The 22,895-nt window shown below is 64.9% G+C and carries 19 protein-coding genes and 4 pseudogenes; 19 read left to right on the top strand and 4 right to left on the bottom strand.

Going from position 1 to position 22,895, the window contains the following annotated elements; genetic code table 11:
• Positions 1-74: 74 nt before the first annotated feature.
• The 4 genes from F1643_RS05865 to F1643_RS05850 all read left to right on the top strand — a co-directional run bounded on the left by F1643_RS05865 (position 75) and on the right by F1643_RS05850 (position 5,763).
• Entirely contained in the window at positions 75-569 is a 495-nt protein-coding gene (locus tag F1643_RS05865; protein ID WP_194911731.1) for an Lrp/AsnC ligand binding domain-containing protein, read from the top strand.
• 270 nt (positions 570-839) lie between these two features.
• On the top strand, positions 840-2,333 hold the full coding sequence (locus F1643_RS05860) for a hypothetical protein (RefSeq protein ID WP_194911722.1): 1,494 nt from the start codon (positions 840-842) through the stop codon (positions 2,331-2,333).
• 782 nt (positions 2,334-3,115) lie between these two features.
• Positions 3,116-4,714: a hypothetical protein gene (locus F1643_RS05855; protein ID WP_194911720.1), complete on the top strand. Its 1,599-nt coding sequence runs from the start codon at positions 3,116-3,118 to the stop codon at positions 4,712-4,714.
• Between the two features lie 23 nt (positions 4,715-4,737).
• A complete protein-coding gene (locus F1643_RS05850; RefSeq protein WP_194911719.1) occupies positions 4,738-5,763 on the top strand; it encodes a hypothetical protein in 1,026 nt (341 codons plus the stop codon).
• Between the two features lie 25 nt (positions 5,764-5,788).
• Here F1643_RS05850 and F1643_RS05845 read toward each other — a convergent pair whose 3' ends face one another.
• Positions 5,789-6,346: a TetR/AcrR family transcriptional regulator gene (locus F1643_RS05845; RefSeq protein ID WP_194911716.1), complete on the bottom strand. Its 558-nt coding sequence runs from the start codon at positions 6,344-6,346 to the stop codon at positions 5,789-5,791.
• 72 nt (positions 6,347-6,418) lie between these two features.
• Positions 6,419-8,128 (bottom strand): AMP-binding protein, encoded by a 1,710-nt coding sequence (locus tag F1643_RS05840; RefSeq protein WP_255542456.1) that lies wholly within the window; start codon positions 8,126-8,128, stop codon positions 6,419-6,421.
• 200 nt (positions 8,129-8,328) lie between these two features.
• Here F1643_RS05840 and F1643_RS05835 point away from each other — a divergent pair, with 200 nt between their 5' ends.
• The 7 genes and pseudogenes from F1643_RS05835 (at position 8,329) to F1643_RS05805 (ending at position 17,099) form a co-directional block, all read left to right on the top strand.
• Complete coding sequence (locus tag F1643_RS05835; protein ID WP_206692360.1) at positions 8,329-9,231, top strand: ABC transporter ATP-binding protein; 903 nt, start codon at positions 8,329-8,331, stop codon at positions 9,229-9,231.
• A pseudogene (locus tag F1643_RS05830) lies at positions 9,231-11,187 on the top strand (long-chain fatty acid--CoA ligase). Before F1643_RS05835 ends, F1643_RS05830 begins: the two are co-directional and overlap by 1 nt.
• Positions 11,188-11,414: 227 nt before the next feature.
• A complete protein-coding gene (locus F1643_RS05825; protein WP_014187949.1) occupies positions 11,415-12,302 on the top strand; it encodes a branched-chain amino acid ABC transporter permease in 888 nt (295 codons plus the stop codon).
• Positions 12,303-12,309: 7 nt separating this feature from the next.
• A complete protein-coding gene (locus tag F1643_RS05820) occupies positions 12,310-13,383 on the top strand; it encodes a branched-chain amino acid ABC transporter permease (RefSeq protein WP_194911714.1) in 1,074 nt (357 codons plus the stop codon).
• Positions 13,384-13,436: 53 nt separating this feature from the next.
• On the top strand, positions 13,437-14,729 hold the full coding sequence (locus F1643_RS05815; protein WP_194911712.1) for an ABC transporter substrate-binding protein: 1,293 nt from the start codon (positions 13,437-13,439) through the stop codon (positions 14,727-14,729).
• A 91-nt stretch (positions 14,730-14,820) separates the two neighbouring features.
• Positions 14,821-15,675 (top strand): ABC transporter ATP-binding protein, encoded by an 855-nt coding sequence (locus F1643_RS05810; protein WP_370540490.1) that lies wholly within the window; start codon positions 14,821-14,823, stop codon positions 15,673-15,675.
• A gap of 195 nt (positions 15,676-15,870) precedes the next feature.
• Positions 15,871-17,099 (top strand): annotated as a pseudogene (locus tag F1643_RS05805) (phenylacetate--CoA ligase family protein).
• Between the two features lie 188 nt (positions 17,100-17,287).
• Here the strand turns inward: F1643_RS05805 and F1643_RS05800 are convergent.
• The gene (locus F1643_RS05800; protein ID WP_370540489.1) at positions 17,288-17,701 is read right to left on the bottom strand and encodes a glutathione S-transferase family protein; all 414 of its coding nucleotides are present in this window, start codon (positions 17,699-17,701) and stop codon (positions 17,288-17,290) included.
• An 88-nt stretch (positions 17,702-17,789) separates the two neighbouring features.
• Positions 17,790-17,858: pseudogene (locus F1643_RS22395) on the bottom strand (glutathione S-transferase family protein); the annotation flags it as partial.
• Positions 17,859-18,253: 395 nt separating this feature from the next.
• Here F1643_RS22395 and F1643_RS05795 point away from each other — a divergent pair.
• The 8 genes and pseudogenes from F1643_RS05795 (at position 18,254) to F1643_RS05770 (ending at position 22,893) form a co-directional block, all read left to right on the top strand.
• Positions 18,254-18,643, top strand: a complete 390-nt coding sequence (locus F1643_RS05795; protein WP_194911711.1) for a response regulator — start codon at positions 18,254-18,256, stop codon at positions 18,641-18,643.
• A 154-nt stretch (positions 18,644-18,797) separates the two neighbouring features.
• Positions 18,798-18,938, top strand: coding sequence for a hypothetical protein (locus tag F1643_RS22390; protein ID WP_255542455.1), 141 nt, complete (start codon positions 18,798-18,800; stop codon positions 18,936-18,938).
• Positions 18,925-19,400 (top strand): annotated as a pseudogene (locus F1643_RS24490) (NAD-dependent epimerase/dehydratase family protein). The gene F1643_RS22390 and the pseudogene F1643_RS24490 overlap by 14 nt, the downstream one beginning before the upstream one ends.
• Positions 19,401-19,408: 8 nt before the next feature.
• Positions 19,409-19,678: a hypothetical protein gene (locus tag F1643_RS22375; RefSeq protein ID WP_255542454.1), complete on the top strand. Its 270-nt coding sequence runs from the start codon at positions 19,409-19,411 to the stop codon at positions 19,676-19,678.
• A gap of 92 nt (positions 19,679-19,770) precedes the next feature.
• Positions 19,771-20,631: an endo alpha-1,4 polygalactosaminidase gene (locus tag F1643_RS05785; RefSeq protein ID WP_194911708.1), complete on the top strand. Its 861-nt coding sequence runs from the start codon at positions 19,771-19,773 to the stop codon at positions 20,629-20,631.
• Positions 20,631-21,122 (top strand): hypothetical protein, encoded by a 492-nt coding sequence (locus F1643_RS05780; RefSeq protein ID WP_194911706.1) that lies wholly within the window; start codon positions 20,631-20,633, stop codon positions 21,120-21,122. The genes F1643_RS05785 and F1643_RS05780 overlap by 1 nt, the downstream gene beginning before the upstream one ends.
• A gap of 32 nt (positions 21,123-21,154) precedes the next feature.
• Positions 21,155-22,231, top strand: coding sequence for a hypothetical protein (locus F1643_RS05775; RefSeq protein ID WP_194911704.1), 1,077 nt, complete (start codon positions 21,155-21,157; stop codon positions 22,229-22,231).
• Entirely contained in the window at positions 22,201-22,893 is a 693-nt protein-coding gene (locus F1643_RS05770; RefSeq protein WP_194911702.1) for a hypothetical protein, read from the top strand. Before F1643_RS05775 ends, F1643_RS05770 begins: the two co-directional genes overlap by 31 nt.
• Positions 22,894-22,895 lie beyond the last annotated feature (2 nt).

The following is a 22,895-nucleotide window of genomic DNA, read 5'->3' as shown; positions in this document are numbered from 1 at the left end:
TGGTCGGTTCCGGGGTGGCCCCGTTCTTTGCCCGAAGATCGGGGCGGCCTGCCGAACAGCATTCCGAGCCGCCGATGGACCGCAGCCTCGATTCCACCGACATCAAGATCCTGCGTGAACTGCAGGAGGATGGACGCCTCAGCAATGTCGAGCTGGCCCGCCGCATCAACCTGAGCCCGGCCGCCTGCCTGGAGCGGGTGAAGCGGCTGCAGGCGGACGGCATCATCCAGCGCTATGTCGCGCTGCTCGACCCGCACCGGCTGGAAGCGGGGATGCTGGTCTTCGTCGAGGTGGTGCTGGACCGCACCACGCCCGACAATTTCGACGACTTCAAGGCCACGGTGCTGCGTATGCCGCAGATCATGGAATGCCACATGGTCGCCGGCGGCTTCGACTATCTGGTCAAGGCGCGGGTGCGCGACATGAACGAATACCGCCTGTTCCTGGGCGAACTGCTGTCCACCGCGCGCGGCGTGCGGGAAACCCATACCTATGCGGTGATGGAAGAGGTCAAAAGCGTCACCGCGATTCCGCTCGATGGATTGTCCGCAGGTTCGTTGCGCAGCTGACCGGGCGGATGGCACCGCCTCGTCCCGCACAACCAACGCTTTGACCAAATCGCGACTGGCCGATGTGCCGTGGGGGGCTTGTGCGAGACCTATCGCCTTGATCGTCACCGGGTAAGTTCACCTTTACGTATTCGATTAAGAAATAGTTTTAATTTTAGATTGAATTCGCTAACATGATCGACGCTGCTGTCGTCTAGGTAGCGCCCGCACGGTCGTATGACCGGGTGCATTGGACGCAAGGCACACGCACCATGCCGGGGGCTGTGGTCAGTGAATTTTTTCGGTTTGTTCGGCTCCAGATCAGGTGCCACGCCCGACAGGGCGGATTATGCCGGTGCGCCGGGGGCATTTGACGAACTCGACATTGTCGCCCTGAAGAAGGGCATGCGCCTTGAACAGAGGGGCAAGGAGCGCGGCACCCAGCAAAGCCCTCCGGAGGATATGACTGGGTTTGACGATGTTGAGCAGGAAATCGTCACGCGCATCGAGACGGATCGGCGCGAGTCGCACAATGTTTATATCGACCAACTTCGCTCTTATCGGGAACGCGCCGCAAATCTCGGCTTCCGCCAGCGTTTGGACAAGCTTGCTTCCGCAGCGGACAAGGCGGTTGGCGACCTGAAGAAACTGGAGAACCTGGAACGGGACCGGCTCTATCAAGCGCGCAAGGCCGTCGTGCTGAGTTCGCGTGAACTGGAACGTTTCCGTACGAAGCACCGACTGACAAGGCACTCGCGGCACCCCCACTCATGGATTTTTCATATAGGGGTTATATTTACCATCGTTATTGTTGAAACAATCATGAACGGCTCTTTCCTTGCGGAAGGCAACGAGTTCGGCCTTGTTGGGGGTATGATTCTTGCCGGGCTGATCGCGGCGTTGAACCTCGCCTATGGCTTTGCCGTCGGCCGCTGGATCGCTCCGCTTACGATTTGTGTGGGGATGTGGAAACGCGTTTTAGGATTTCTCAGCCTTCCCGTGATGGTGACGGTGGAGTTGTTTCTGGCTTTGGTCGTCGCGCACTACCGCGATGCCATGGTGTCAGGACCCTTGGATGCCCCAGGAAAATACGCCGTCGAACTGATCCAGCGCATCGCGTTTTCCGCCGACATGGTTCGTCTAGGTACGATGGAATCATGGCTCCTGGCCTTGATGACTCTCACATTCTGGATCATTGCCGCCATTGATGGGTGGAAATTCGATGATCCTTATCCAGGATATGGCAGGATTTCTCGTAGGCATGAAGCCGATGCGGAAAATTATTACGCGACCAAGTCTGAAATCTTCGATGGTTTGACTGAAACCCGCGACAATGCGCTCGAAGAGATGTCCAATGCGGCGGGCGAGATCGACGAGCGCAAGGGTGAACTTCGGTCCATCAAAGAGGGGCGAATCCGCCTGTTCCGACAGTTCGACGAATACCTGTCTCACTTGGAACAGGTCGGAAACGATCTCCTGCAAACCTATCGGGAAGCCAACAGGCGTGCCCGTCCGACCCCAGCGCCGCGGCATTTCTCAGAACGCTGGAAAATGGCCCGGCCAAACATAGCCGGCGATGCCGCGCCGGACACCGCGCCGGAAACTGAGATCGTGAGAGCACTCGAAGAATTCGAAGCCCGGCGTACCACTGTTCATTCCGCTTTCGACCATGCCGTGGCGACATTCGAACAGATTGAGCATTTGACCGCGGAGGATATGGATAATGGCCGGACGAACGGCAGTCAGAAAGCCGTTGAGCAACCAGCAGCGCAAGAAGCGTGCTGATCGGCTCGGTAAAATTCTGCTGGCCATTGCCTTAGTAGCCGCCACTACCATCGGGTATTTCTACTGGAGCGCCATTCAGGCACATGTACCGCTCAATGATCAGACGCTCTGCCCCACCAGCGGCCCTACAAGCATTACAGCTGTATTGATCGACCGCACCGATGCTTTCAATCCGGTACAGCAGGCGGAGATTCGCAAGCGGCTGGAGCATGTCAAACGCGAAGTGCCAAAGCATGGTGCCATCGAAGTCTATGTCGTCGCGCCCGTCGTAAAGGCTGTTCTTTCTCCCGAGATCAAGGTCTGCAATCCCGGCAATCCCAAGGATGCGTCGAAATGGACAGACAATCAGAGAATGGCTGAGCGCCTCTGGCGTGCCCGGTTCGCCGATAAAGTGGATCAGGTTTTCGTCAGTGCCGTCTCGCCCGACGAGGCCAGTTCGTCTCCGATCATGGAGAGCATCCAGTCGCTCGCGATTACAGCGTTCTCCGATCATGACGCGCATGATCGGGAGAAGCGACTGATCATCGTGTCGGACATGCTCCAACATTCAGGTGTGGCAAGTGTCTACAAAGGCGTGCCGAACTTCGAACAGTCCCGCAACGCCGTAGCTTTCAGGCAGTTGCGCTCGGACCTGCATGGCGCGCGCGTCGAAGTCCTGCTGGTTCGACGCGAGACCGCAAAAAACTATCCAGGGCAAGGCGCTCGTGGAGTTCTGGCAGAAATTCATAAAAGAGTCCAACGGCGTACTGACCGCTGTGGACGCGGTGGAGGGTTGATTTCCGATGTCATCGATCAGCAAACAGCCTGGCCTTCCACGTCTGGACCGCCTCCAGGACATCGTAGACAAAAATCTATTCTTTGTCGCACTTCTGTTTGGAAGTGGCAGTATCATTGCCCTGAAGAATTTGAGCTATGAGCAGTTCGTCATTACGGCTGTGCCTGTCGTGGTACTCGTCGCTTACGTGCTCATCGCCCGGTTCACGCGCAGCTATCGCCTCCGGGAGGATCGGATTGGTGACAATGCGTACTATCTGGGATTTCTCTACACACTGACGTCGCTAGCGATGTCCCTCTGGCAATTCGGTTCTCGTGACGCCGACACCAGGGGGATCATCACGAACTTCGGCATCGCCCTGGCCACGACGATCGCCGGGGTTGCTGCCCGCGTCATTCTTTCGCAGATGCGTCAGGATCCGGTGGAGGTCGAGCGCGAAGCCAGAATGGCTTTGAGCGACGCCGTATCCCGGCTGAAGGGACAACTGGACAACTCGGTCGTGGATCTCAATAGCTTTCGCCGCAGCACGCAGCAGTCTCTTCAGGAAGGAATGGACGAGATGGCGGAAAAAGTAAACGCCCTGCTGACGGAGCATGCCAAAAAACTTGAGGAAACCACCGATAGCCTTGCCGCGGACCTGAAAAAGACACTTGGAGACTTTTCGGGAGAGGCCGCTTCCCTCAACAAGGCCGTCGGCAAGACAGTTGCGGCCGTCGGTCGTTTGGCCGATCGTGTGGATGCCATCCGAAGTCCGGAAGATCTTCTGGAGCAAAAGATTGAACCGGCCACCCAGGGGATCGCCCGGATCGTTGAGACGGCGGAGCGCAGGGTTGCCGGTCAAGCCGGACAAGTCGAACAGTTGAACGCCGCATTGGCATCCATGGTTGAATCGGCGAAGCGCCTGGAATTGGGTATGGGAGCGATGGATGCATCGCGACGGGATCAGATCGGCGAAACCAAGGCGATGCTTGCCGATTTGCGTGGTGCGGTCGGAGAGGTGAGCGACGCCATCCGGTCCGCGGCAAAGCGCGAGGCAGCGGCCGCTACGGAAGTGGAGCGGCTCGCTGCCGCCGCCGCGACACTGGCTGCCGCCACAGCAGAAATGGCAAAGACGACGGCCGATGCGAAGAACCGGCAGGATATGCTTGCCGAATCCGCCACCGACGCGGTGGTTCGCTCGGCATCCGCCGTGGACAGCTTCCGTGGGGCTATCGAGCAGCAGGTTGCCGCCGCCCGGAGGGCCACCGATGGCATGGAGGAACTGCGGCGACAACGGGAGCGGCAGATTGCGGAGGAGAAGCTGGATGCTGCCGCTTCCGCGGAAGCAAAGCAGATGGCTGCCGCCGCTGGAGCGCTGGCTGCGGCGACGGTTGAATTGGCAAAGACGATGGACGTTGCCAACACCCGACAGGAGATGCTTGCCGTGACAGCCGCCGACGTGGTGAAGAAGTCGGTGTCAGCGGTCGACAGGCTTCGTGAGGCAATTGAACAGCAAATCGCCGCCACCCAATCGACTTCCAACCGGGTGGACGAGTTGCTCCGCCATATCGAGCGTCAGGCCACAGAGGATCCACGGACATTCGGTTCGCGCTTCTGGCGCTTATAACGGCCGATTGTAGGAGGCGACGAATGTCAGTCAATCTGTTGGAACAGGAGAAATCCTACCGTCGTGGCGTGGTGCTTGGGCTGACGATGGCCGAGGTGGTCATTCTGGTCCTCTTCGCCTTGCTGCTCGCGCTTGCGGTCAAGATGGAAAAGCAGGAACATCAGATCGCATCTCTGGAAGACAGGATAACAGAGACAGAGCAACGGGCGGAGGCGGCTGAGAAGGAGAAGTCGGAAGCCTTGGAAGAACTTGCGCCACTTCGAAAATATCTTTCCAACCTGAACAGCTTTGATGAAGAATTTAAGAGCCTTGTGCTTGCTAAGCAGGAAAACATTCGGCTCCGTAATGAAATTGCTGGCTTAACGGAAAAGGCCAAGAGCGTTGAGGCGGTGAGGGAGCGAGCCGCCAGGGCAGAAGACCTGGAAAAGCAGGTACAGGAACTCCAAGCTCATGACCAGATCGTCCGTAGAGTTCAACAAGCGATGGGAGAGCCACGCTTTCCACCAGACACGTTAGCGGGCCGGCTTGCTGAACTTGTGACGCTCGGCATGGTGGCGGAGCGTGCCGCAGGAGAGGGTAAGGATACTTCGAAGTTGATCGCGGAGGCGGCGAAGGCCGCCGCCGAAGAGCGTCGCAGGGCCGACAACTTTCAGGGTCAGCTGGCGCAGATGAAAAAAATGTTCGCGGATGCCGGGCGTGGGACGGAGAAGCCAGCCTGCTGGGCAACGAAGGCCGGCAAGCCAGAATATATCTTCGATGTTGCTCTTCGTACCGGTGGGGTGGTCGTACGGGACAACGCGCTTCCTCAAAGAGCCGACGAGCAGGCAGCGCTGTCCATCCATGGCTTCCAGTACTTGAATGAAATAACCGTATCTGAATTTCGCGCTGCTGCTCTCCCTTTGCAACGGTGGGGAGAGGAGCATGATTGCCGTTTCTTTGTTCGTGTTTTTGACCAAACGGGTGCGACTGACAAGGCGATGTACAAGAAAATGCTTTGGACTGTCGGAGAGTACTTTTATTACTACGAACCAAGAACCGGCATTTTCTAACGGAGTTCCTTGAGGGTGCCTTTGTTCACCCTGATGGCACCAGCACGTCGGCGCAGATCGCCCGCACCACCTCCGCGCGGTCGGCCGCGGCGCCGGGGGCGAGCAGCCCCTGGCCGAAGGCGAAGGCGTAGAACAGATAGGCGCGGGCGAAGGCTTGGTCGGAGGGCAGGCCCAGCGCTACGAACAGGCCGGCGACGCTGTGAAGGCGCTCGCGGTCGACCTCGGCGATCACGCTTTCCGCCTCGGGATCGCGCCGGGCCCAGTCGCGCACCGCCAACTCGATCGCCATGCCCCGCGGCTTGCTGCCGCCATAGAGCGCCAGCAGGTCGCGCAGCTGCTGCGCCGGTTCGCGCCCGTCCAGCCGGGTCTGTTCCTTGATGGCGGCGATGCGGCCCAGCTTCCAGCTGTCGAGCAGGGCGTTCATAAGGTCGGTGCGGTCGCGGAAATGCCAATAGAAGCTGCCCTTGGTGACCTTCAGGGCCTTTGCCAGCACTTCCACCCGCACCTTGTCGGCGCCGCCTTCGGCCAGCGCCGCGAAGGCGGCGGCCAGCCAGGATTCGCGGTTCTTCGTCTTGGATTCCATACCCGTCCTTCGCGCTTTTTCCGGCTGCCGCATCTCCGGAGGCGATCTATACCCGAAAAGGGCGGTCCATGACTATTCGCCCTGCTGCATCTGGATCGCGTCCGACGCCCGGCCGCGGTAATGGATGTTGCCGTCGCCATCCAGGAAGGCGCGGTCGCCGGTCAGGTAATAGCGCCGGCCATGACGGAAGCGCTGGGCGGTGCGCTCCGGGTTGTTGGCGTAGGATTCGAACCAGAACAGCGGCGAATGGTCCACGTCGATGGCGATCTCGCCGGCGCCACCCACCGGCGCCTCCCGCCCGTCGGGGTCGAGGATGACGACGCGGAATCCCGGCATCGGCCGGCCGAGCGAACCGCTGGGCGGCTGGGCCGGCTCGCCGCCATCGACCTCCTCGGACTCGTAACGGCCGATTCCATCGGGATCGTAGCGGTTCACGATGAAGATGCCGGTCTCGCGCTGGCCATACTGGTCGAGCAGCGGGACCTTGACCGTCCGGTTGGCCCAGGCGATCAGGTCGGGCGGCAGCGGCTCGCCCACCACCGACAGGATGCGCAGCGCGAACTGGTGCGACACGCCGGGATCGGCGCCGTGCCAGGCGCGGATCTGCGACGGCGCGGCGGTCAGGTTGGTGACGCCGAACTTGGTCAGCATCCGATAGCCCTGCCGCACGTCGTAGGGGCCGTCGCAGAAGATCGTCGTCCGCCCCAGCAGCAGCGGCCCGACCAGCCCGTAATAGGCGCCATAGGCCCAGCCGGGGTCGGCCATGTTCCAATAGATGTCGTCGTCGCGCAGGTCCAGGCCGATGCGCATGTACTGCTCGATCCCCGACAGCGCCTTGACCGGAAGCGAGACGCCCAGCGGCGTCGGCTCGGATTCCGACGTGTAGATCAGGGCGAAGGCGTCGCCTTCCCGATAGCGCGCCACCTCGGCCAGCGGTGCGGCCTCGTGCAGCGACGACCAGAAGGGCACCGCGTCGGGGCCGAAGGCCTCGTCGCCCTCCACCGTCACAACCGGCCGGGTGTTGTCGCGCGGCACCTTGCGGCGCAGGAAGCCGTTGGTGACGATGGCCCGCGCATCGCTGTCGGCCAGCCGGTAGGCCACGGACGATGCGGTATAGGTGGTGAACAGCGGCATGTAGACGCCGCCCAGCCGCCAGATCGCCAATGCCGTGATCAGCAGTTCCGGACCCTTCGGCAGCAGCACCGCCACCCGATCTCCCTGGCCCACCCCCATGCCGGCCAGCACGGTCGCGAAGCGCGCCGAATCATGGGCGAGGCGGGCGAAGCTCAGCTCCGTCGTCTGTCCGGCGACGCTTTCATGCAGCAGCGCCGCCCGCGCGCCGTCGGCGGCGCGGACATGACGGTCGCACAACAGCGAAGCCAGCGCGATGGACAGGCCGCGATACTCCGGCCGCAGGAAGGCAGACGGCCGCACCATCAGGGCGGGCGGCGGGGGGGGCGCGGCAGGGGTGGGGAGCACGGCGGCAGGGGGACGGTGCCGCAGCGCCGCCAGATCGCCCAGCGTCACCAGATCGGGCCCCAGATGGTAGCGTTTGCTGCGCCCGTCCTGCTCGACCAGCCCTTCGCGCGCCAATGCCATCAGCAGCCGGTGGGCGGTCGCCTTCGACAGCCCGACCCCGGCCATCAGGTCGGCCAGCCGCGCGCCGTCGGTGCCCGCGTCGGCGACCGCGCGCAGCAGGGCGATGGCGCGTTCCAGGCTTTGGGTGCCGCCCGCCGCGCTCGGAACGGCAGAAGGTGTGGCGATGTCGGCGTGACTGCTCATGAGGTCCATCATATGGACCGCGCGGCGGCTTGTCGCGTCAAAAAACATGCACTGGCGGAATGTCAGTGTTGAAAACAGACCGGAACCCGGTATATAGTGCGGAAGTTGCTCATGAAACGGTCCACAATATGGACCTCGCCGGCCACCAAAGAGCCGGGTCGTGACCCCGAGAAGCGGTACCAACAGCAACGGAGGAGGAAATGTCAGGCGCGCCCGTCGCACCACACCCCGGCCCTGGCCAAAATTCCCTTGGCCAAAATTCGCCGACCACCCAGGCGGAGACCATTTTCGAGGCTCGGGGCGTCAACCTGCGCTTCGGGGGCGTCCATGCGCTGACCGACGTCAGCTTCGGCATCCGCAGGGGCGAGCTGTTCTCGATCATCGGCCCGAACGGGGCCGGCAAGACCTCTATGGTCAACTGCATCTCCGGCCGCTACCGGCCGACCGACGGCAAGGTCTATTTCAAGGGCCGCGACGTGACGGGGATGACCCCGAACCATCGCGCCTCGCTCGGCATCGGCCGCACCTTCCAGAATCTGGCGCTGTTCGGGCACATGACCGTGCTCGACAACATCATGGTCGGCCGCCACCACCTGCTGAAGAACAACTTCCTGACCGGGTCGCTCTACTGGCTGACCGGCGCCAGGAAGGAGGAGTTGTCCCACCGCCGCGAGGTGGAGGAGATCATCGACTTCCTCGAAATCCAGCATGTGCGCAAGGCCACCGCCGGCACCCTGTCCTACGGCCTGCGCAAGCGGGTCGAACTGGCCCGCGCCATGGCGCTGAAGCCGGACCTGATCCTGCTGGACGAGCCGATGGCCGGCATGAACCTGGAAGAGAAGGAGGACATGGCCCGCTACATCGTCGACCTGAACGAGGAGTTCGGCATGACCGTCGTCATGATCGAGCACGACATGGGCGTGGTCATGGACATCTCGCACCGGGTGATGGTGCTGGAATTCGGCAAGAAGATCGCCGAAGGCAGGCCGGAAGAGGTCCTGGCCGATCCCCGCGTCCGCCGCGCCTATCTGGGCGAGGACGACGAGGAAGAGGCGCCGGCGGCTCCTGCCGCGGCCGTGCCGCCGCGCAAGGAGGTCGCGTGATGTCGAACCTCACTCTGCCTGATCTGGCCCTTCCCGATCTGAGAGTCTACGACACCCTGCCGAAGCTGGTGGCATTGCACGCCCGCGACCATGGCGGCGACATCGCCATGCGCGAGAAGGATTTCGGCATCTGGCGGACCTTCACTTGGGGCCAGGTGCATGCCCGCGTCCGTGCCTTCGCGCTGGGCATGACAAGCTGGGCGTCGTGCCGGGCGAGGTGGTCGGGTTGCTCGGCGACAACCGTCCCGACTGGGTGATGGGCGAGATCGCGACCCACGCGCTGCGCGGCTACAGCCTGGGCATCTACCGCGATGCGCTGGACGAGGAGGTCGCCTACCTCATCACCTATGCCGACGTGAAGGTGGTGTTCGCCGAGGACGAGGAGCAGGTCGACAAGCTGCTGAACCTCGCCGACCGGCTTCCGACGCTCCAGCACATCATCTATTCCGACCCGCGCGGCATGCGCAAATACCATGACCCCCGCCTGATGCCGGTCACCGACCTGATCCGCATGGGCGAGGAGCTGCTGGCCGCGCAGCCGGACCTCTACGACCGCATGGTGGCGGAGACCAAGGGCGAGGATGTCGCCATCCTCTGCACCACGTCGGGCACCACCTCGAACCCGAAGATGGCGATGCTGCCGGCGGGACGCCTGATCCGCCATGTCGCCAGCTATTTGTCCGCCGATCCCAAGGGGCCGGAGGACGAGTATGTCTCGGTCCTGCCGCTGTCCTGGATCATGGAGCAGGTCTATGCGGTCGGCATGGGGGTGGTGTCGCGGATGCGCGTGAACTTCGTCGAGGAAGCCGAGACGATGATGCACGACTTCCGCGAGATCGGGCCGACCTTCGTCCTGTTCGCGCCGCGCCTGTGGGAGGCCATCGCCGCCGACGTGCGCGCCCGGATGATGGACGCCTCGCCCTTCAAGCAGAAGATGTACGAACTCGGCATGAAGCTGGGGCTGGAGGCGCTGGCGAAGGGGCAGCGGTCGGCGGTGGCCGACGCGATCCTGTTCAAGGCTCTGCGCGACCGGCTGGGCTTCACCAACCTGACATCGGCGGCGACCGCGGTGCCGCGCTCGGCCCCGACACCTTCAAGTTCTTCCAGGCGCTGGGCGTCCCGCTGCGCCAGATCTACGGCCAGACCGAAACGATGGGCGCCTACACCGTCCATCGCGGCACCGACGTGGATTTCGACACGGTCGGCGTGCCGTTCGACGACGGCATCGAGGTGAAGGTGATCGACGCCGACCATAACGGCGTCGGCGAGATCGTCACCCGCCACCCCAACATGTTCGCCGGCTATTACCGGAACGAGAAGGCGACCGTCGCCGACATGCGCGACGGCTGGATGCACACCGGCGATGCCGGGTTCTTCGACAAGAAGGGCCATCTGGTCATCATCGACCGCATCAAGGACATCGCCACCACCGCCCAGGGCGACCGCTTCAGCCCGCAATACATCGAGAACAAGCTGAAGTTCAGCCCCTATGTCGCCGAGGCGGTGATTCTGGGCGACAAGCGCGAGTATCTGTCGGCGATCGTCTGCATCCGCTTCTCCATCGTGTCGAAATGGGCGGAAAAGAACCGCATCGCCTTCACCACATACTCCGACCTGTCGTCCAAGCAGGAGGTCTACGACCTGCTGCGGGCGGAGGTGGAGCGGGTGAACCAGACGCTTCCCGAGTTTCAGCGCATTTCCAAGTTCCTGCTGCTGTACAAGGAGCTGGATGCCGACGACGGCGAGCTGACCCGCACCCGCAAGGTGCGCCGCGGCGTCGTCGCCGAGAAATACGGCACCATCATTGACAGCATCTATGCCGGCCAGCCGAAGATCGACGTGGACACCACGATCGCCTTCCAGGACGGCACCAAGCAGCGCATCCGCACCACGCTGACCGTCATCGACCTGGCTCCGACCGCCGCCACGGCGCCGCGGCAGCCGGTCGCGGCGTGAGGAGATTGCGTAGCGATGCAACCGCTTAAAACCCCTCTCCCCCCCGCTCACGCGCAAACGAAGTTTGCGCTGACGCGACAGGCGGACCTTCGGTCCGCCGAAAGCGGGGAGAGGATGGGTGAGGGGGTTCCGCCTGCCGGACGCTCCTCGCCGCGCGTCCCCCTCACCCCGACCCTCTCCCCGGGGGGGAGAGGGGGATTTGGATCCCATCTCGGCGAGGCCACGCCATGACCCTTCTGTTTCAGCTTCTCGTCAACGGCCTGATCGTCGGCGCGCTGTATGGCGTGGTCGCCATGTCCTTCGTGCTGATCTACAAGGCCAGCCGCATCGTCAACTTCGCGCAGGGCGAATTCCTGCTGATCGGTGCCTGGACCTGCTGGTGGCTGCTGACCAGCTGGCAGCTGCCCTTCTGGATCGGCTTCCCGATCACGCTGGTCTTCATGCTGGCCTTCGGCGTCATCCTGCAGATCGTCGTGTTGAGGCCGATGATCGGCGAGCCGATCATCTCCGTCATCATGGTGACGATCGGCCTGTCCATCGTCTTCCAGGCGGCGATGAAGTGGATGTTCGGCGTCTTCGCCAAGCCCTTCCCGCCGATCTTCGCCAGCCCCACCATGAACCTGTTCGGGCTGGAGGTGCAGACCGTCTACGTGATGTCGCTGCTGATCTCGATCCTGATCATGGCGGGCTTCGGCTGGTTCTTCAAATACTCGCGGACCGGCCTCGCCATGCGGGCCACCGCCTTCGACCAGCAGGTGGCGCAGTCGCTGGGCATCTCGGTCCGCCACATGTTCGCGATGAGCTGGGCGATCTCCGCCATGGTGTCGGCGGTGGCCGGCGTCACGGTGGGCGTGGTCAACGGCGTGTCGTCGGCCTTGTCCTTCTTCGGCATCAAGGTGTTCCCGGCGGTGATCCTGGGCGGTCTCGACAGCGTCATCGGCGCGGTGGTCGGCGGCCTGATCGTCGGCGTGCTGGAGAACATGGCGCACTACCTGGACAGCCAGTGGCTGAACTGGGGCAACATGTACGAGATCGCGCCCTTCTACGTCCTGATCGCCATCCTGATGATCAAGCCCTACGGCCTGTTCGGCACCAAAGACATCGAGCGCGTGTGAGGCCCAAATGGCGAACATCAGCATCATCCCGAGCGGCGATTTCAAGACGTCCTACGGGACCGACACCACCATCTTCCCGACCAAGACCAGCCGCAACTTTGCGATCCTGGGCGTGGTTCTGCTCCTGGCCTGCCCGGCCTTCATGGACCGCTACTGGCTCAGCCTGCTGATCCAGATCAGCTATCTCGGCATCGCCGCGCTCGGCCTGAACATTCTGGTCGGCTTCACCGGCCAGATCTCCATCGGCCATTCCGCCTTCTTCGGCTTCGGCGCCTTCGCCTCGGCCTGGCTCAACAACAGTGTCGGCGTCCCGGTGGCGCTGGCCATCCCGCTGGCGGGCGTGGTCACCACACTGGTCGGGCTGCTGTTCGGCATGCCGGCGGCGCGGCTGAAGGGCCTGTACCTCGCCATCGCCACGCTGGCGGCGCAGTACATCCTTCAGGACTTCTTCGCCCGCGCCGACTGGTTCACCGGCGGCACCGCCGGCACCATCGCCGAGCCGCTGACCATCTTCGGCTTCGCCTTCGACACCGACGAGCGCTACTTCTACGTCGCCCTGGTGGCGCTGGTGGTGATGTACATCCTCGCCACCAACCTGATGCGGACCCGCGACGGCCGCGCCCTGGTGGCGGTGCGCGACCATTATCTCTCCGCCGAGATCATGGGCATCAACCTGACGAAGTACCGGACGATGTCCTTCGGCATCTCCGCCTTCTATGCCGGCATCGGCGGCGCGCTGTACGCCCACTACCTGCAGTTCGTGTCGGTCGAGGGGTTCACCATCCTCTTCTCGATCCAGTTCCTGGGCATGATCATCATCGGCGGGCTGGGCTCGATCATGGGCACGCTGATGGGCACCGCCTTCATGGTCTTCCTGCCGGAGGCGATGCAGGCGCTCACCAAGATGGTCAGCGGCACCGCCATCGATACCGCGCTGAACCTGAAGGACAACATCGCCTTCCTGCGCGAGATGTCGATCGGCCTCGTCATCATCCTGTTCCTGGTGTTCGAGCCCGACGGGCTGGCCCACCGCTGGAAGCAGATCAAGGCGTACTGGAAGCTCTATCCCTTCTCGCACTAAGTCCCGACGCTTTGCCGGTCAACAAACAGAATAGAATGGGGAGTCAACGCACCATGTCGATCAAGACCGCGCTTTTCGCTACCACTGCCGTTACTGGCGCGCTCCTGCTGGCGACCTCCGCCACTGCTTACGCCGACATCCCGGTCGGCCATCTGGCGGACCAGTCCGGCGCCACCTCCGACGTCGGCGTGCCCTATGCGCAGGGCGTGTCGGACGCGCTCGCCTACATCAACTCCAAGGGCGGCGTCAACGGCACCAAGCTGGCGGTCGACAGCGTCGACTACGGCTATCAGGCGCCGCGCGCGATCAGCCAGTACAAGAAATGGTCGTCGGGCAGCGACAAGATCGCGGCCCTGCAGGGCTGGGGCACTGCCGATACCGAGGCGCTGACCGGCTTCGTCGGCAAGGACGAGATCCCGGCCTATTCCGGCTCCTACTCCGGTCACCTGACTGATCCGACCGGCAAGGGCCCGCACGGCTCCAAGCCGGCGCCCTACAACTTCTTCTACGGTCCGTCCTATTCCGACGCGCTGCGTGGCATGCTGATGTGGGCGGCCGAGGACTGGAAGAAGCAGGGCGGCCAGGGCAAGCCGAAATACGTCCACATGGGCGCCAACCACCCCTATCCCAACGCGCCCAAGGATGCCGGCGAGCAGCTGGCCAAGGAGCTGGGCTTCGAAGTCCTGCCGGCCGTGCAGTTCGCGCTGACCCCCGGCGACTACACCGCCCAGTGCCTGACGCTGAAGCAGTCCGGCGTGAACTACGCCTATCTCGGCAACACCGCCGGCTCCAACATTTCGGTGCTGAAGGCCTGCCAGACGGTCGGCGCCAAGGTGCAGTTCATGGGCAATGTCTGGGGCATGGACGAGAACGCCGCCAAGGCCGCCGGCGCCGCCGCCGACGGCGTGGTGTTCCCGATGCGCACCGCGGTGACCTGGAACGCCGAGGTGCCGGGCATGAAGACGCTGAAGGACATTTCCAAGATGTCCGACGCGGCCGGCACCGCCTATCGCCCGGTGCACTACATGGCCGGCGTCTGCACCGCCTTCTACATGAAGGAGGCGATGGACTGGGCGGCGGCGAACGGCGGCGTCACCGGTCCGAACATCCGCAAGGCGATGTACCAGAAGAAGGACTGGGTCCCGGCCGGTCTCGAGGGCGTCTGCGTTCCCTCGACCTGGACCGAGAACGACCACCGCGGCATGACGGCGGTCAACATCTACCGCGCCAAGGTCGGCGGCGACACCGGCGCCGGCGTGGACGAGCTGGTCAAGGCCGGCACGATCAAGCTGGACAAGCTGACCACCGTCGACGTCCCGCGCAAGCCGGAATGGCTGGGCTGGTAAGTCCTTGAGTACCCGGCGCCTCCGCTCGTTTCCGGCGGGGGCGCCCCCCTTTCTTCCGACCGGTCCATCTTTCGGAAAGTTCAGGTGCCGCATGCAGACCACCGCCACGGCCGCTTCGACCAACGCACCCGTTGTACCGCCCGTCACGGCTGCGAAGCGGATGATGCTGTCCGTCAACAACATCGAGGTCGTCTACAACGACGTGATCCTCGTGCTCCGCGGCCTCAGCCTGGAGGTGCCGGAGGGTGAGATCGTCGCCCTGCTGGGCGCCAACGGCGCCGGCAAGTCGACGACGCTCAAGGCGATCTCCGGCCTGCTGAAGACCGAGGACGGCGAGGTCACCCGCGGCGACATCACCTTCAATGGCGAGCGCATCAACGGCATCGACCCCGACCAGATCGTCCGCAAGGGCATCTTCCAGGTGATGGAGGGCCGCCGCATCATCGCCGACATGACCTGCCTGGAAAACCTGCGCCTGGGCGCCTACACCCGCCGCGACAACGGTGTGAAGGACGACCTGGACATGGTCTTCAGCTATTTCCCCCGCCTGAAGGAACGCACCGGCCTTGCCGGCTATCTCTCCGGCGGCGAGCAGCAGATGCTGGCCATCGGCCGCGCGATGATGGCCCGGCCGAAGCTGATCCTGATGGACGAGCCCAGCATGGGCCTGTCGCCCCTGATGGTGAAGGAGGTGTTCAGCATCGTCCAGCAGATCAACAAGGATCTGGGCGTCACCATCCTGCTGGTGGAGCAGAACGCCCGCATGGCGCTGCAGGCGGCCTCCCGCGGCTATATCATGGAGAACGGCAAGGTCGTGCTGGACGGCACCGCCGAAGAGCTGCGCAACAACGAGGACGTGAAGGAATTCTACCTCGGCGGCGGCAACGAAGAGCGCAAGAGCTTCAAGAACCTCAAGAGCTTCAAGCGGCGCAAGCGCTGGATTTGAGGGGAGCGGAGGCGTCGGCTTCGATGCCCCCTCCCTAACCCTCCCCCGCTTCCGCGGGAGAGGGAACTCCGCCGCACTCCTGCAAAGCTCCTACCCCTCCACCGCGAAGCGGGGGAGGGATGGGGAGGGGGCAGCCGGCGCAAGCACGTGCACCCCCCGCGTCACCTCGGCCGACCCCTGAACGGACGAACGACCATGACCGACTTCTACGATGACCTCGAAACCCGTTCCTCCGACCGGCGCGAGGCCGAGCAGTTCGCGGCGCTGCCCGCCCACCTGCACCATGCCAGGGATGCGGCTCCCTATTTCCGCCGGCTGCTGGCGGAGATCGATCCGGCGGCGATCCACGACCGCGCGTCGCTCGCCACCCTGCCGGTGACGCGCAAGGCCGACCTGATCGCGCTGCAGCAGGCGAACCCGCCCTTCGGCGGTCTGGCGGCGGTGGAGATCGGGCGGCTGGCCCGCGTCTTCGCCTCGCCCGGCCCGATCCATGATCCGGAGCCGCATGGCGTCGATCCCTGGCGCAGCGCCCGTGCGCTGTTCGCCGCCGGCTTCCGCCCCGGCGACCTCGCCCACAACTGCTTCGCCTATCATCTGACCCCCGCCGGCTCGATGTTCGAGACGGGCGCGCACGCCGTCGGCTGCGCCGTCATCCCCGCCGGCACGGCAACACCGAGATGCAGGCGCAGGTCGTCGCCAGCCTCAAGCCGCGCGGCTATATCGGCACGCCCGACTTCCTGAAGATCATCCTGGAGAAGGGCGACGCGCTGGGGCTGGACGTGTCGTCGATCCGTATCGCCGCCGTGTCGGGCGGCCCCTATCTGCCCGACGCCCGCGCCTTCTACGAGGCGCGCGGGCTGGAGGTCTACCAGAGTTACGGCACCGCCGATCTCGGCATCGTCGCCTACGAGACCGCCGCAAGGTCGGGTCTGGTGGTGAACGAGGGCTGCATCGTCGAGATCGTCCGCCCCGGCACCGGCGACCCGGTTCCGGACGGCGAGGTGGGCGAGGTGGTGGTGACCATCTTCAACCCGGCCTATCCGCTGATCCGCTTCGGCACCGGCGACCTGTCGGCGGTGCTGCCGGGAACCAGCCCCTGCGGCCGGACCAACATGCGGCTGAAGGGCTGGATGGGCCGCGCCGACCAGACCACCAAGGTCAAGGGCATGTTCGTCCATCCGGGACAGGTCGCCGAGGTGCTGCGCCGCCATCCCCAGCTCTTCCGCGGCCGCCTCGTCGTCGGGCGCCGGGACGCCAGCGACACCATGACCCTGCGCTGCGAGGCGGAGGAGACCGGAGACGCTCTCGCCGCCGCCATCCGCGAGACGCTGTCGTCGGTGACCAAGCTGAAAGGGGCGGTGGAGTTCGTACCGCCGGGGAGTTTGCCCAACGACGGCAAGGTGATCGACGATACGCGGAGTTAGACCCCCACCCCAACCCTCCCCCGCTGGGCGGGGAGGGGACAAGCGCCTGTTTGGTAAAGCGGCGGCAGTCCCTCCCCGCCCAGCTCTCGCACAAAGCTATGCTTTGTGCTGACGCGTCAGGCGGACCATAGGTCTGCCGAGAGCGGGGGAGGTTAGGTGGGGGGCTTACGCCGCAAGAAAATCCTACCTCAGCACTCCGCATCCGCCGACGGCATCAGCTCGTACTGCGGCTTGTAGCCCGGCTGCGCGCGGATGCGGTCGGCCCAGGCCTGGACGTTGGGGTAGTCCTTCGCCTCGATGGCCGATTCGTTCAGCAGGTCGATCCAGGGGAAGGCGAAGATGTCGGCGATGGTCAGCCGTTCGCTCTGGATGAAGCTGTGGCCGGCCAGATGCTCGTCGAACAGCTTCATGCCGCTGGCGGCGGAAGCGTCGAGCCAGGGCAGGGCGTTGGCGTCGCCGTTGAATTTGCGCACGGCGCGGGCGCGCTGGACCGGCAGAAGCACGTCGGCCAGCCAGCTCAGCCATTCGGCGATGCGCAGCTTCTCGGCGTCGTCGCGACCACCGAACTGCCCGGTCTGTTCGGCCAGATAGGTCAGGATCACGCTGGATTCGGAAATCGAATGGTCGCCAATGCACCAGCGTCGGCACCCGGCCGAAGCGGTTGATCGCCTGGTATTCCGGCGACTTCTGTTGCCCATTGCGCAGATCGACATGCCGGTACTGGAACGGGATGCCGGCCAGCCGGAAGAACAGCGCCACGCGGGTCGCCGGCTGGGAATTCACGTTGCCGTAGAGGATGAAGGGCGCTGTCACGATGCTCGGTCTCCCTGGTTTGCGGACCCGGATGGTCCCGCCGGATGATCTTGCGGAAAATCGATCTCCGACTTTGCCGGAAGGATGGCCTCAACCGGACCGGCCGCGCCAGTGGAAAGCGCAGCCCCACTATTCATGGCACTCCTGCAACAAGTTTCACACAACATCGGTAAAAGTGCCCTTCTCCAAAGCTGTGGGCTGCTTGACCGGCGAAACCGAAAGCCGTAGATACTGAGTTACATGTGAAATACCGCGTGGATATGCCGTGTGTGGTCCTGTGCGCCGGTCGGCGCCGCATGGCAAGGCGGCACGGGGCGCGGAACCAAGGTCCGGATGGCGAGATGGTGGACACGGTCGAAAAGACGCGGACGATCCTGGTGGTCGAAGACAATGTGCTGATGCGCAAGCTCTTCGTCCGTTGCCTGGAGGAAGGCGGCTTCGCCGTCGTCGAGGCGTCGGACGCCACCTCGGTGCTGGCGCTGATGCGCGAAATGACGCCGGATCTGGTGGTGATGGACATCGTCATGCCCGGCCTGTCGGGGCTGGAACTGATCAAGCAGATCCGCGCCGATGGCGACCTCGCCGCAACCCCGGTGCTGGCGGTGACCAACCTCGCCACCCCCGCCGACAAGCGCCGGCTGGCGGATGCCGGGTTCGACGGTCATGTTTCCAAGCCCATCAAGCCCAAGGAATTCCAGGCTTCGGTCGCCGGATTCCTGGCCGCTGCCTGAGCGGGTCCACGCGATTTCCGCAGTGGCATGAGGTCCGCCATCCCGATCCTCGCGAAATTTCCACCAAATTCTCAAAAGCGGAGGGAGCCGCAGCGATGGCGCGTTATCTGGTCACCGCGGCTGCGGCTTCATCGGCTCGCACCTGATCGAGCGGTTGCTGGACGCCGGGCACGAGGTCAGGGTCCTGGACGACCTGTCCACCGGCAAGCGCGAGAACCTGCCTCCGTCAGTGGCGGTGACGGTCGGCGACGTCGCCGACGCCCGCGGTGGTCGAAGCGGCGATGGCCGGTCCTGACGGCAGCGGCGTCGACGGCTGTTTCCATCTGGCCGCCGTCGCCTCCGTCGACCGCTCGCGCGAGGCGTGGCTGGAAACCCACCATGCCAACCTGTCCGGCACCGTCGCGGTGTTCGACGCCGCCCGCCGCGCCAATGCGAAGGGGCCGGTGCCGGTGGTCTACGCCTCCTCCGCCGCGGTCTATGGCGACAACCCGGCCATTCCGCTGACCGAGGACGCGGCGACCCGCCGCTGTCCGCCTATGGCGCCGACAAGCTGGGCTGCGAACTGCATGCGCGGGTGGCCGACATCGTGCACGGCGTGCCGACCACCGGCTTCCGTTTCTTCAACGTCTACGGGCCGCGCCAGGACCCGAAATCACCCTATTCCGGCGTCATTTCCATCTTCGCCGGCCGGATCGTGAGGGGGGAGCCGATCACCATCAACGGCGACGGCGAACAGGTCCGCGATTTCATCTTGTAAAGGACTTGGTGCGATACCTGACCGCGGCGATGGACAACCCAAGGTCCGGCGCACCGGTCTTCAACGTCTGCACCGGCCGTCCGACTTCGGTCAATCGGCTGGCGGAGGTGCTGGCGGAGCTGTCGGGCCGGCCGCTCGACCGCCGATACGGTGGGGCGCGGCCGGGCGACATCCGGGTGTCCATCGGCGATCCGTCGCGCCTCGTCGCCGCCTTCGGCATGAGCTGCGACACGCCGTTGGAGGACGGGCTGCGCGAGACGCTGGCGTGGCTGGGCTGACCGTTCAGGTCGGGTAAGCGTCGGGAAGGGTTCGGCTGGCGTGATCGGTGGTCTGATCGGGCGGCGCGCTGTCGCCGTGGGGCTCGTGTCGGGTGCGGCGTCGCTGGCGTTGCCCAACCGCCCCTGCGGGCCGCCGAAACCGGCCAAGCTTCCGGCTCTCTATCCTCCGCCGCTCATCCTCAAACTCTCCTTGGGCGGTCTATTACGCCGATGCCGCCCCGCTGTCGGCCTTCCAACCCTATCGGCTGCTGGTTCTGGACAGCCGCACCCATCCGCCGCTCCAGCCGCTGGCCGACCGCGGCAAGACCCTGTTCGGCTATCTCAGCGTGGGGGAGGTGGAGACGCACCGTCCCTGGTTCGGCCGGGTGAAGGGCTGGGGCATCCTGGACCAGGAGAACCCCAACTGGCCCGGCAGCTTCTATGTCGATGTCCGCGACCGCCGCTGGGTCAAGCTGGTGGTGGAGGAACTGGTGCCGGCGATCCTGCGCGAAGGCTTTCACGGCGTCTTCCTCGACACGCTCGACAATCCGCCGCATTTGGAGCGTACCGAGCCTAAGCGCTGGCGTGGCATGACCGATGCGGCGGCGGCCCTGGTGCGGGCCATCCGCCGCAACTGGCCGGACATCGGCCTGATGCAGAACCGCGCCTACGAGATCCTGCCGCAGACGGCGCCGCTGCTGAGCCATGTGCTGGGGGAGAGCGTCTATGCCGGCTGGGATTTCGCCGCCAAGCGCCCGCACCGCCAGAACGCCGAGGATTACCGGTTCCAGGTGGATGCGCTGAAGTCCGCCGGCGCGTTGAACCCGCGGCTCGGCCTGCTCACGCTCGATTACTGGGATCCGGCCGATACGGCGGGCGTCCGGGCCATCTATGCTCTGCAGCGGGCCAACGGCTTTTCCCCCTATGTCTCGACGGTCGAACTCGACCGCCTGATCCCGGAGCCGCCCCGGTGATGCGCATCACCAGAGTGACGGCGGCATTGGCGCTCGGCCTGCTGCTGCCGTGGGCCGCGCCCGCCATGGCGGCCGGCGCGCCGCCTGCGGCCGCAACCGCCTTGCAGGAGATGCCGCGAACCATCCTGGCACTGGTGGACTTGCGCGAGGAGGAAACGATCCGCCTCGGCCGCATCCACACGATGGCGGAGCTTCCGCTGAACCATCTGGGCCTGTCCGTCGTCTATTGGAACGTCGCCGACGGCCTGCCCGACCTGTCGCGCTATCCGAGCCTTCGCGGCGTCGTCACCTGGTTCGCGGGGGATCCCTTCGCCGATGTCGGTGCCTACATCGACTGGGTGGGGCGGGCGATGGACCGCGGCGTCCGCTTCGCCGTGCTGGGCCAGCCGGGGGTGCGGCAGGAGAGCGGCGGCAGGCAGGTGCCGCTGGCGCTCGCCAACCGCTTCTTCGCCAGGTTCGGGCTGCGCGACGACGACGGCTTTTCGACCTGACCTATAAATCCAAGCCGGCGCTGGCCGATGGGATGATCGGTTTCGAACGGCCGCTGTCGGGCGTGCTGCCCGGTTACCCGCTGTTCCGCAAGACCGACACGCGCGTTGTCTCCCATCTGGTGATGCGGCGGGCGGACGATCCGGCCAGCGACAGCCATCTGGTGGTGACCGGCCCGGCCGGCGGGCTGGCGGCCGAAGGCTACAGCCGCCATTTCGACGCCGAGTACAACCGGCGCCAATGGATCGTCGATCCCTTCGCCTTTTTCGGCGACGCCTTCGCCACGGACGACCTGCCGAAGCCCGATGTCACCACGCTGTCGGGCCGGCGGCTCTATTTCAGCCACATCGACGGCGACGGCTGGCGCAACGTGACGGAGGTGGCGCCCCATGCCGCCAAGCGCGTCCTGTCCGCCGACATGGTGCGCATCGCCGCCATCGAGCCCTTTCCCGATCTGCCGGTGACCGTCGCCCCCATCGTCGGCGACCTCGACCCGACCTGGAGCGGCACGCCGCAATCCGTTGAAGCGGCGAAGCGGCTGTTCACCCTGCCGCAGGTCGAACCGGCCAGCCACACCTGGACCCATCCCTTTCAATGGGCCTTCTTCAAGGATTACAGCCGGCAGAAGGAAGCCCCGTTCCTCGACCGCGACGGCACCTACCGCCCCGCCAAGGGCGACGAGCATGCGGCGGAGACGGCGGGCGAGGTGTCGGACATCGGCCGCTACGCCGTTCCGCGCGCCTATCTGCAGCAGCCCTTCGACCTGGACCGGGAAATCGGCGGCGCGCTGGACTACTTCACCCGGCTGGCGCCCGCCGGCAAGCGGGCGGTTCTGGTGCAATGGTCGGGCGACACCTCCCCGTTCGAGGCGGCGCTGGCGGCGGTGCGCAAGGCGGGCGGCGTCAACATGAACGGCGGCGACGCCCGGTTCGACGCCGATTTCCCGTCCATCACCGGCCTGCCGCCCGTCGGCCTGCCGGTGGGGGCGGAGCGCCAAATCTATGCCGCCGCAGCAACGAAAACACCTACACCGACCTGTGGACCAACCGCTTCTACGGCTACCGCAATCTGGTCAACACCATGCGGCATGCCGGCGGTCCGATCCGGCTGAAGCCCTTCAACGTCTATTACCACATGTACAGCGGCCAGAAGGCGGCCAGCCTGAACGCGCTGGTTTCGGTGCTGACCGCCGCCCGCGCGACCGAGTTGGCGCCGGTCGCCGCCTCCACCTATGCCCGCATCGCCGAAGGTTTCTACACCGCGCGGTTCGAACCGCTGGAGGGCGGGCGGCGCTGGCGCGTGCGCGACCGTGGGGCGTTGAACACGCTGCGTTTCGACCGGGCCAGCGCCACCGCGGTCGATTTCTCCCGTTCCGCCGGAGTTCTGGGCCAGCGCCACAGCCAGGGCAGTCTCTATGTCGCGCTCGATCCCGCGGTGGCGGAGCCGGTGGTGGCGCTCGCCGAGGTCGACCGCGCCGACCGCGATCCGCCCGCGTCCGTGCCTTATCTGGTCGAAGGGCGCTGGGCCTTCTCGGCGCTGGCGGGGGAGGGCGCAGGCTTCCGCGTCGCCGCCACCGGCTATGGCGAGGGCTCCATGGTCTGGCGGGTTCCCCGTTCCGGTCCCTGGACGGTGACGGCGGAACGCGACGGCGCGGTTCTGTGGACCGGCAGCGCGACTGCGGATGAGGATGGCCGTCTGACGCTGACCGTTCCGGTTTCCGGCATCGCCCCGCTGCTGCTGCGGCTTCGCCCCACCGGTGGTGTGGCGGGGTAGGG

This window comes from Azospirillum sp. INR13 (assembly GCF_015390205.1).
In the GTDB taxonomy this organism is placed as follows: domain Bacteria; phylum Pseudomonadota; class Alphaproteobacteria; order Azospirillales; family Azospirillaceae; genus Azospirillum.
This window is presented reverse-complemented; position numbering and strand designations above follow the sequence as displayed.

Coding starts and splice junctions, on each gene's coding strand:
- F1643_RS05865 (WP_194911731.1), top strand. CDS start 75: ATGGACCGCAGCCTCGATTCCACCGACATCAAGATCCTGCGTGAACTG.
- F1643_RS05855 (WP_194911720.1), top strand. CDS start 3,116: ATGTCATCGATCAGCAAACAGCCTGGCCTTCCACGTCTGGACCGCCTC.
- F1643_RS05850 (WP_194911719.1), top strand. CDS start 4,738: ATGTCAGTCAATCTGTTGGAACAGGAGAAATCCTACCGTCGTGGCGTG.
- F1643_RS05845 (WP_194911716.1), bottom strand. CDS start 6,346: ATGGAATCCAAGACGAAGAACCGCGAATCCTGGCTGGCCGCCGCCTTC.
- F1643_RS05840 (WP_255542456.1), bottom strand. CDS start 8,128: ATGAGCAGTCACGCCGACATCGCCACACCTTCTGCCGTTCCGAGCGCG.
- F1643_RS05835 (WP_206692360.1), top strand. CDS start 8,329: ATGTCAGGCGCGCCCGTCGCACCACACCCCGGCCCTGGCCAAAATTCC.
- F1643_RS05825 (WP_014187949.1), top strand. CDS start 11,415: ATGACCCTTCTGTTTCAGCTTCTCGTCAACGGCCTGATCGTCGGCGCG.
- F1643_RS05820 (WP_194911714.1), top strand. CDS start 12,310: ATGGCGAACATCAGCATCATCCCGAGCGGCGATTTCAAGACGTCCTAC.
- F1643_RS05815 (WP_194911712.1), top strand. CDS start 13,437: ATGTCGATCAAGACCGCGCTTTTCGCTACCACTGCCGTTACTGGCGCG.
- F1643_RS05810 (WP_370540490.1), top strand. CDS start 14,821: ATGCAGACCACCGCCACGGCCGCTTCGACCAACGCACCCGTTGTACCG.
- F1643_RS05795 (WP_194911711.1), top strand. CDS start 18,254: ATGGTGGACACGGTCGAAAAGACGCGGACGATCCTGGTGGTCGAAGAC.
- F1643_RS05780 (WP_194911706.1), top strand. CDS start 20,631: ATGCGCATCACCAGAGTGACGGCGGCATTGGCGCTCGGCCTGCTGCTG.
- F1643_RS05775 (WP_194911704.1), top strand. CDS start 21,155: ATGATCGGTTTCGAACGGCCGCTGTCGGGCGTGCTGCCCGGTTACCCG.
- F1643_RS05770 (WP_194911702.1), top strand. CDS start 22,201: ATGCGGCATGCCGGCGGTCCGATCCGGCTGAAGCCCTTCAACGTCTAT.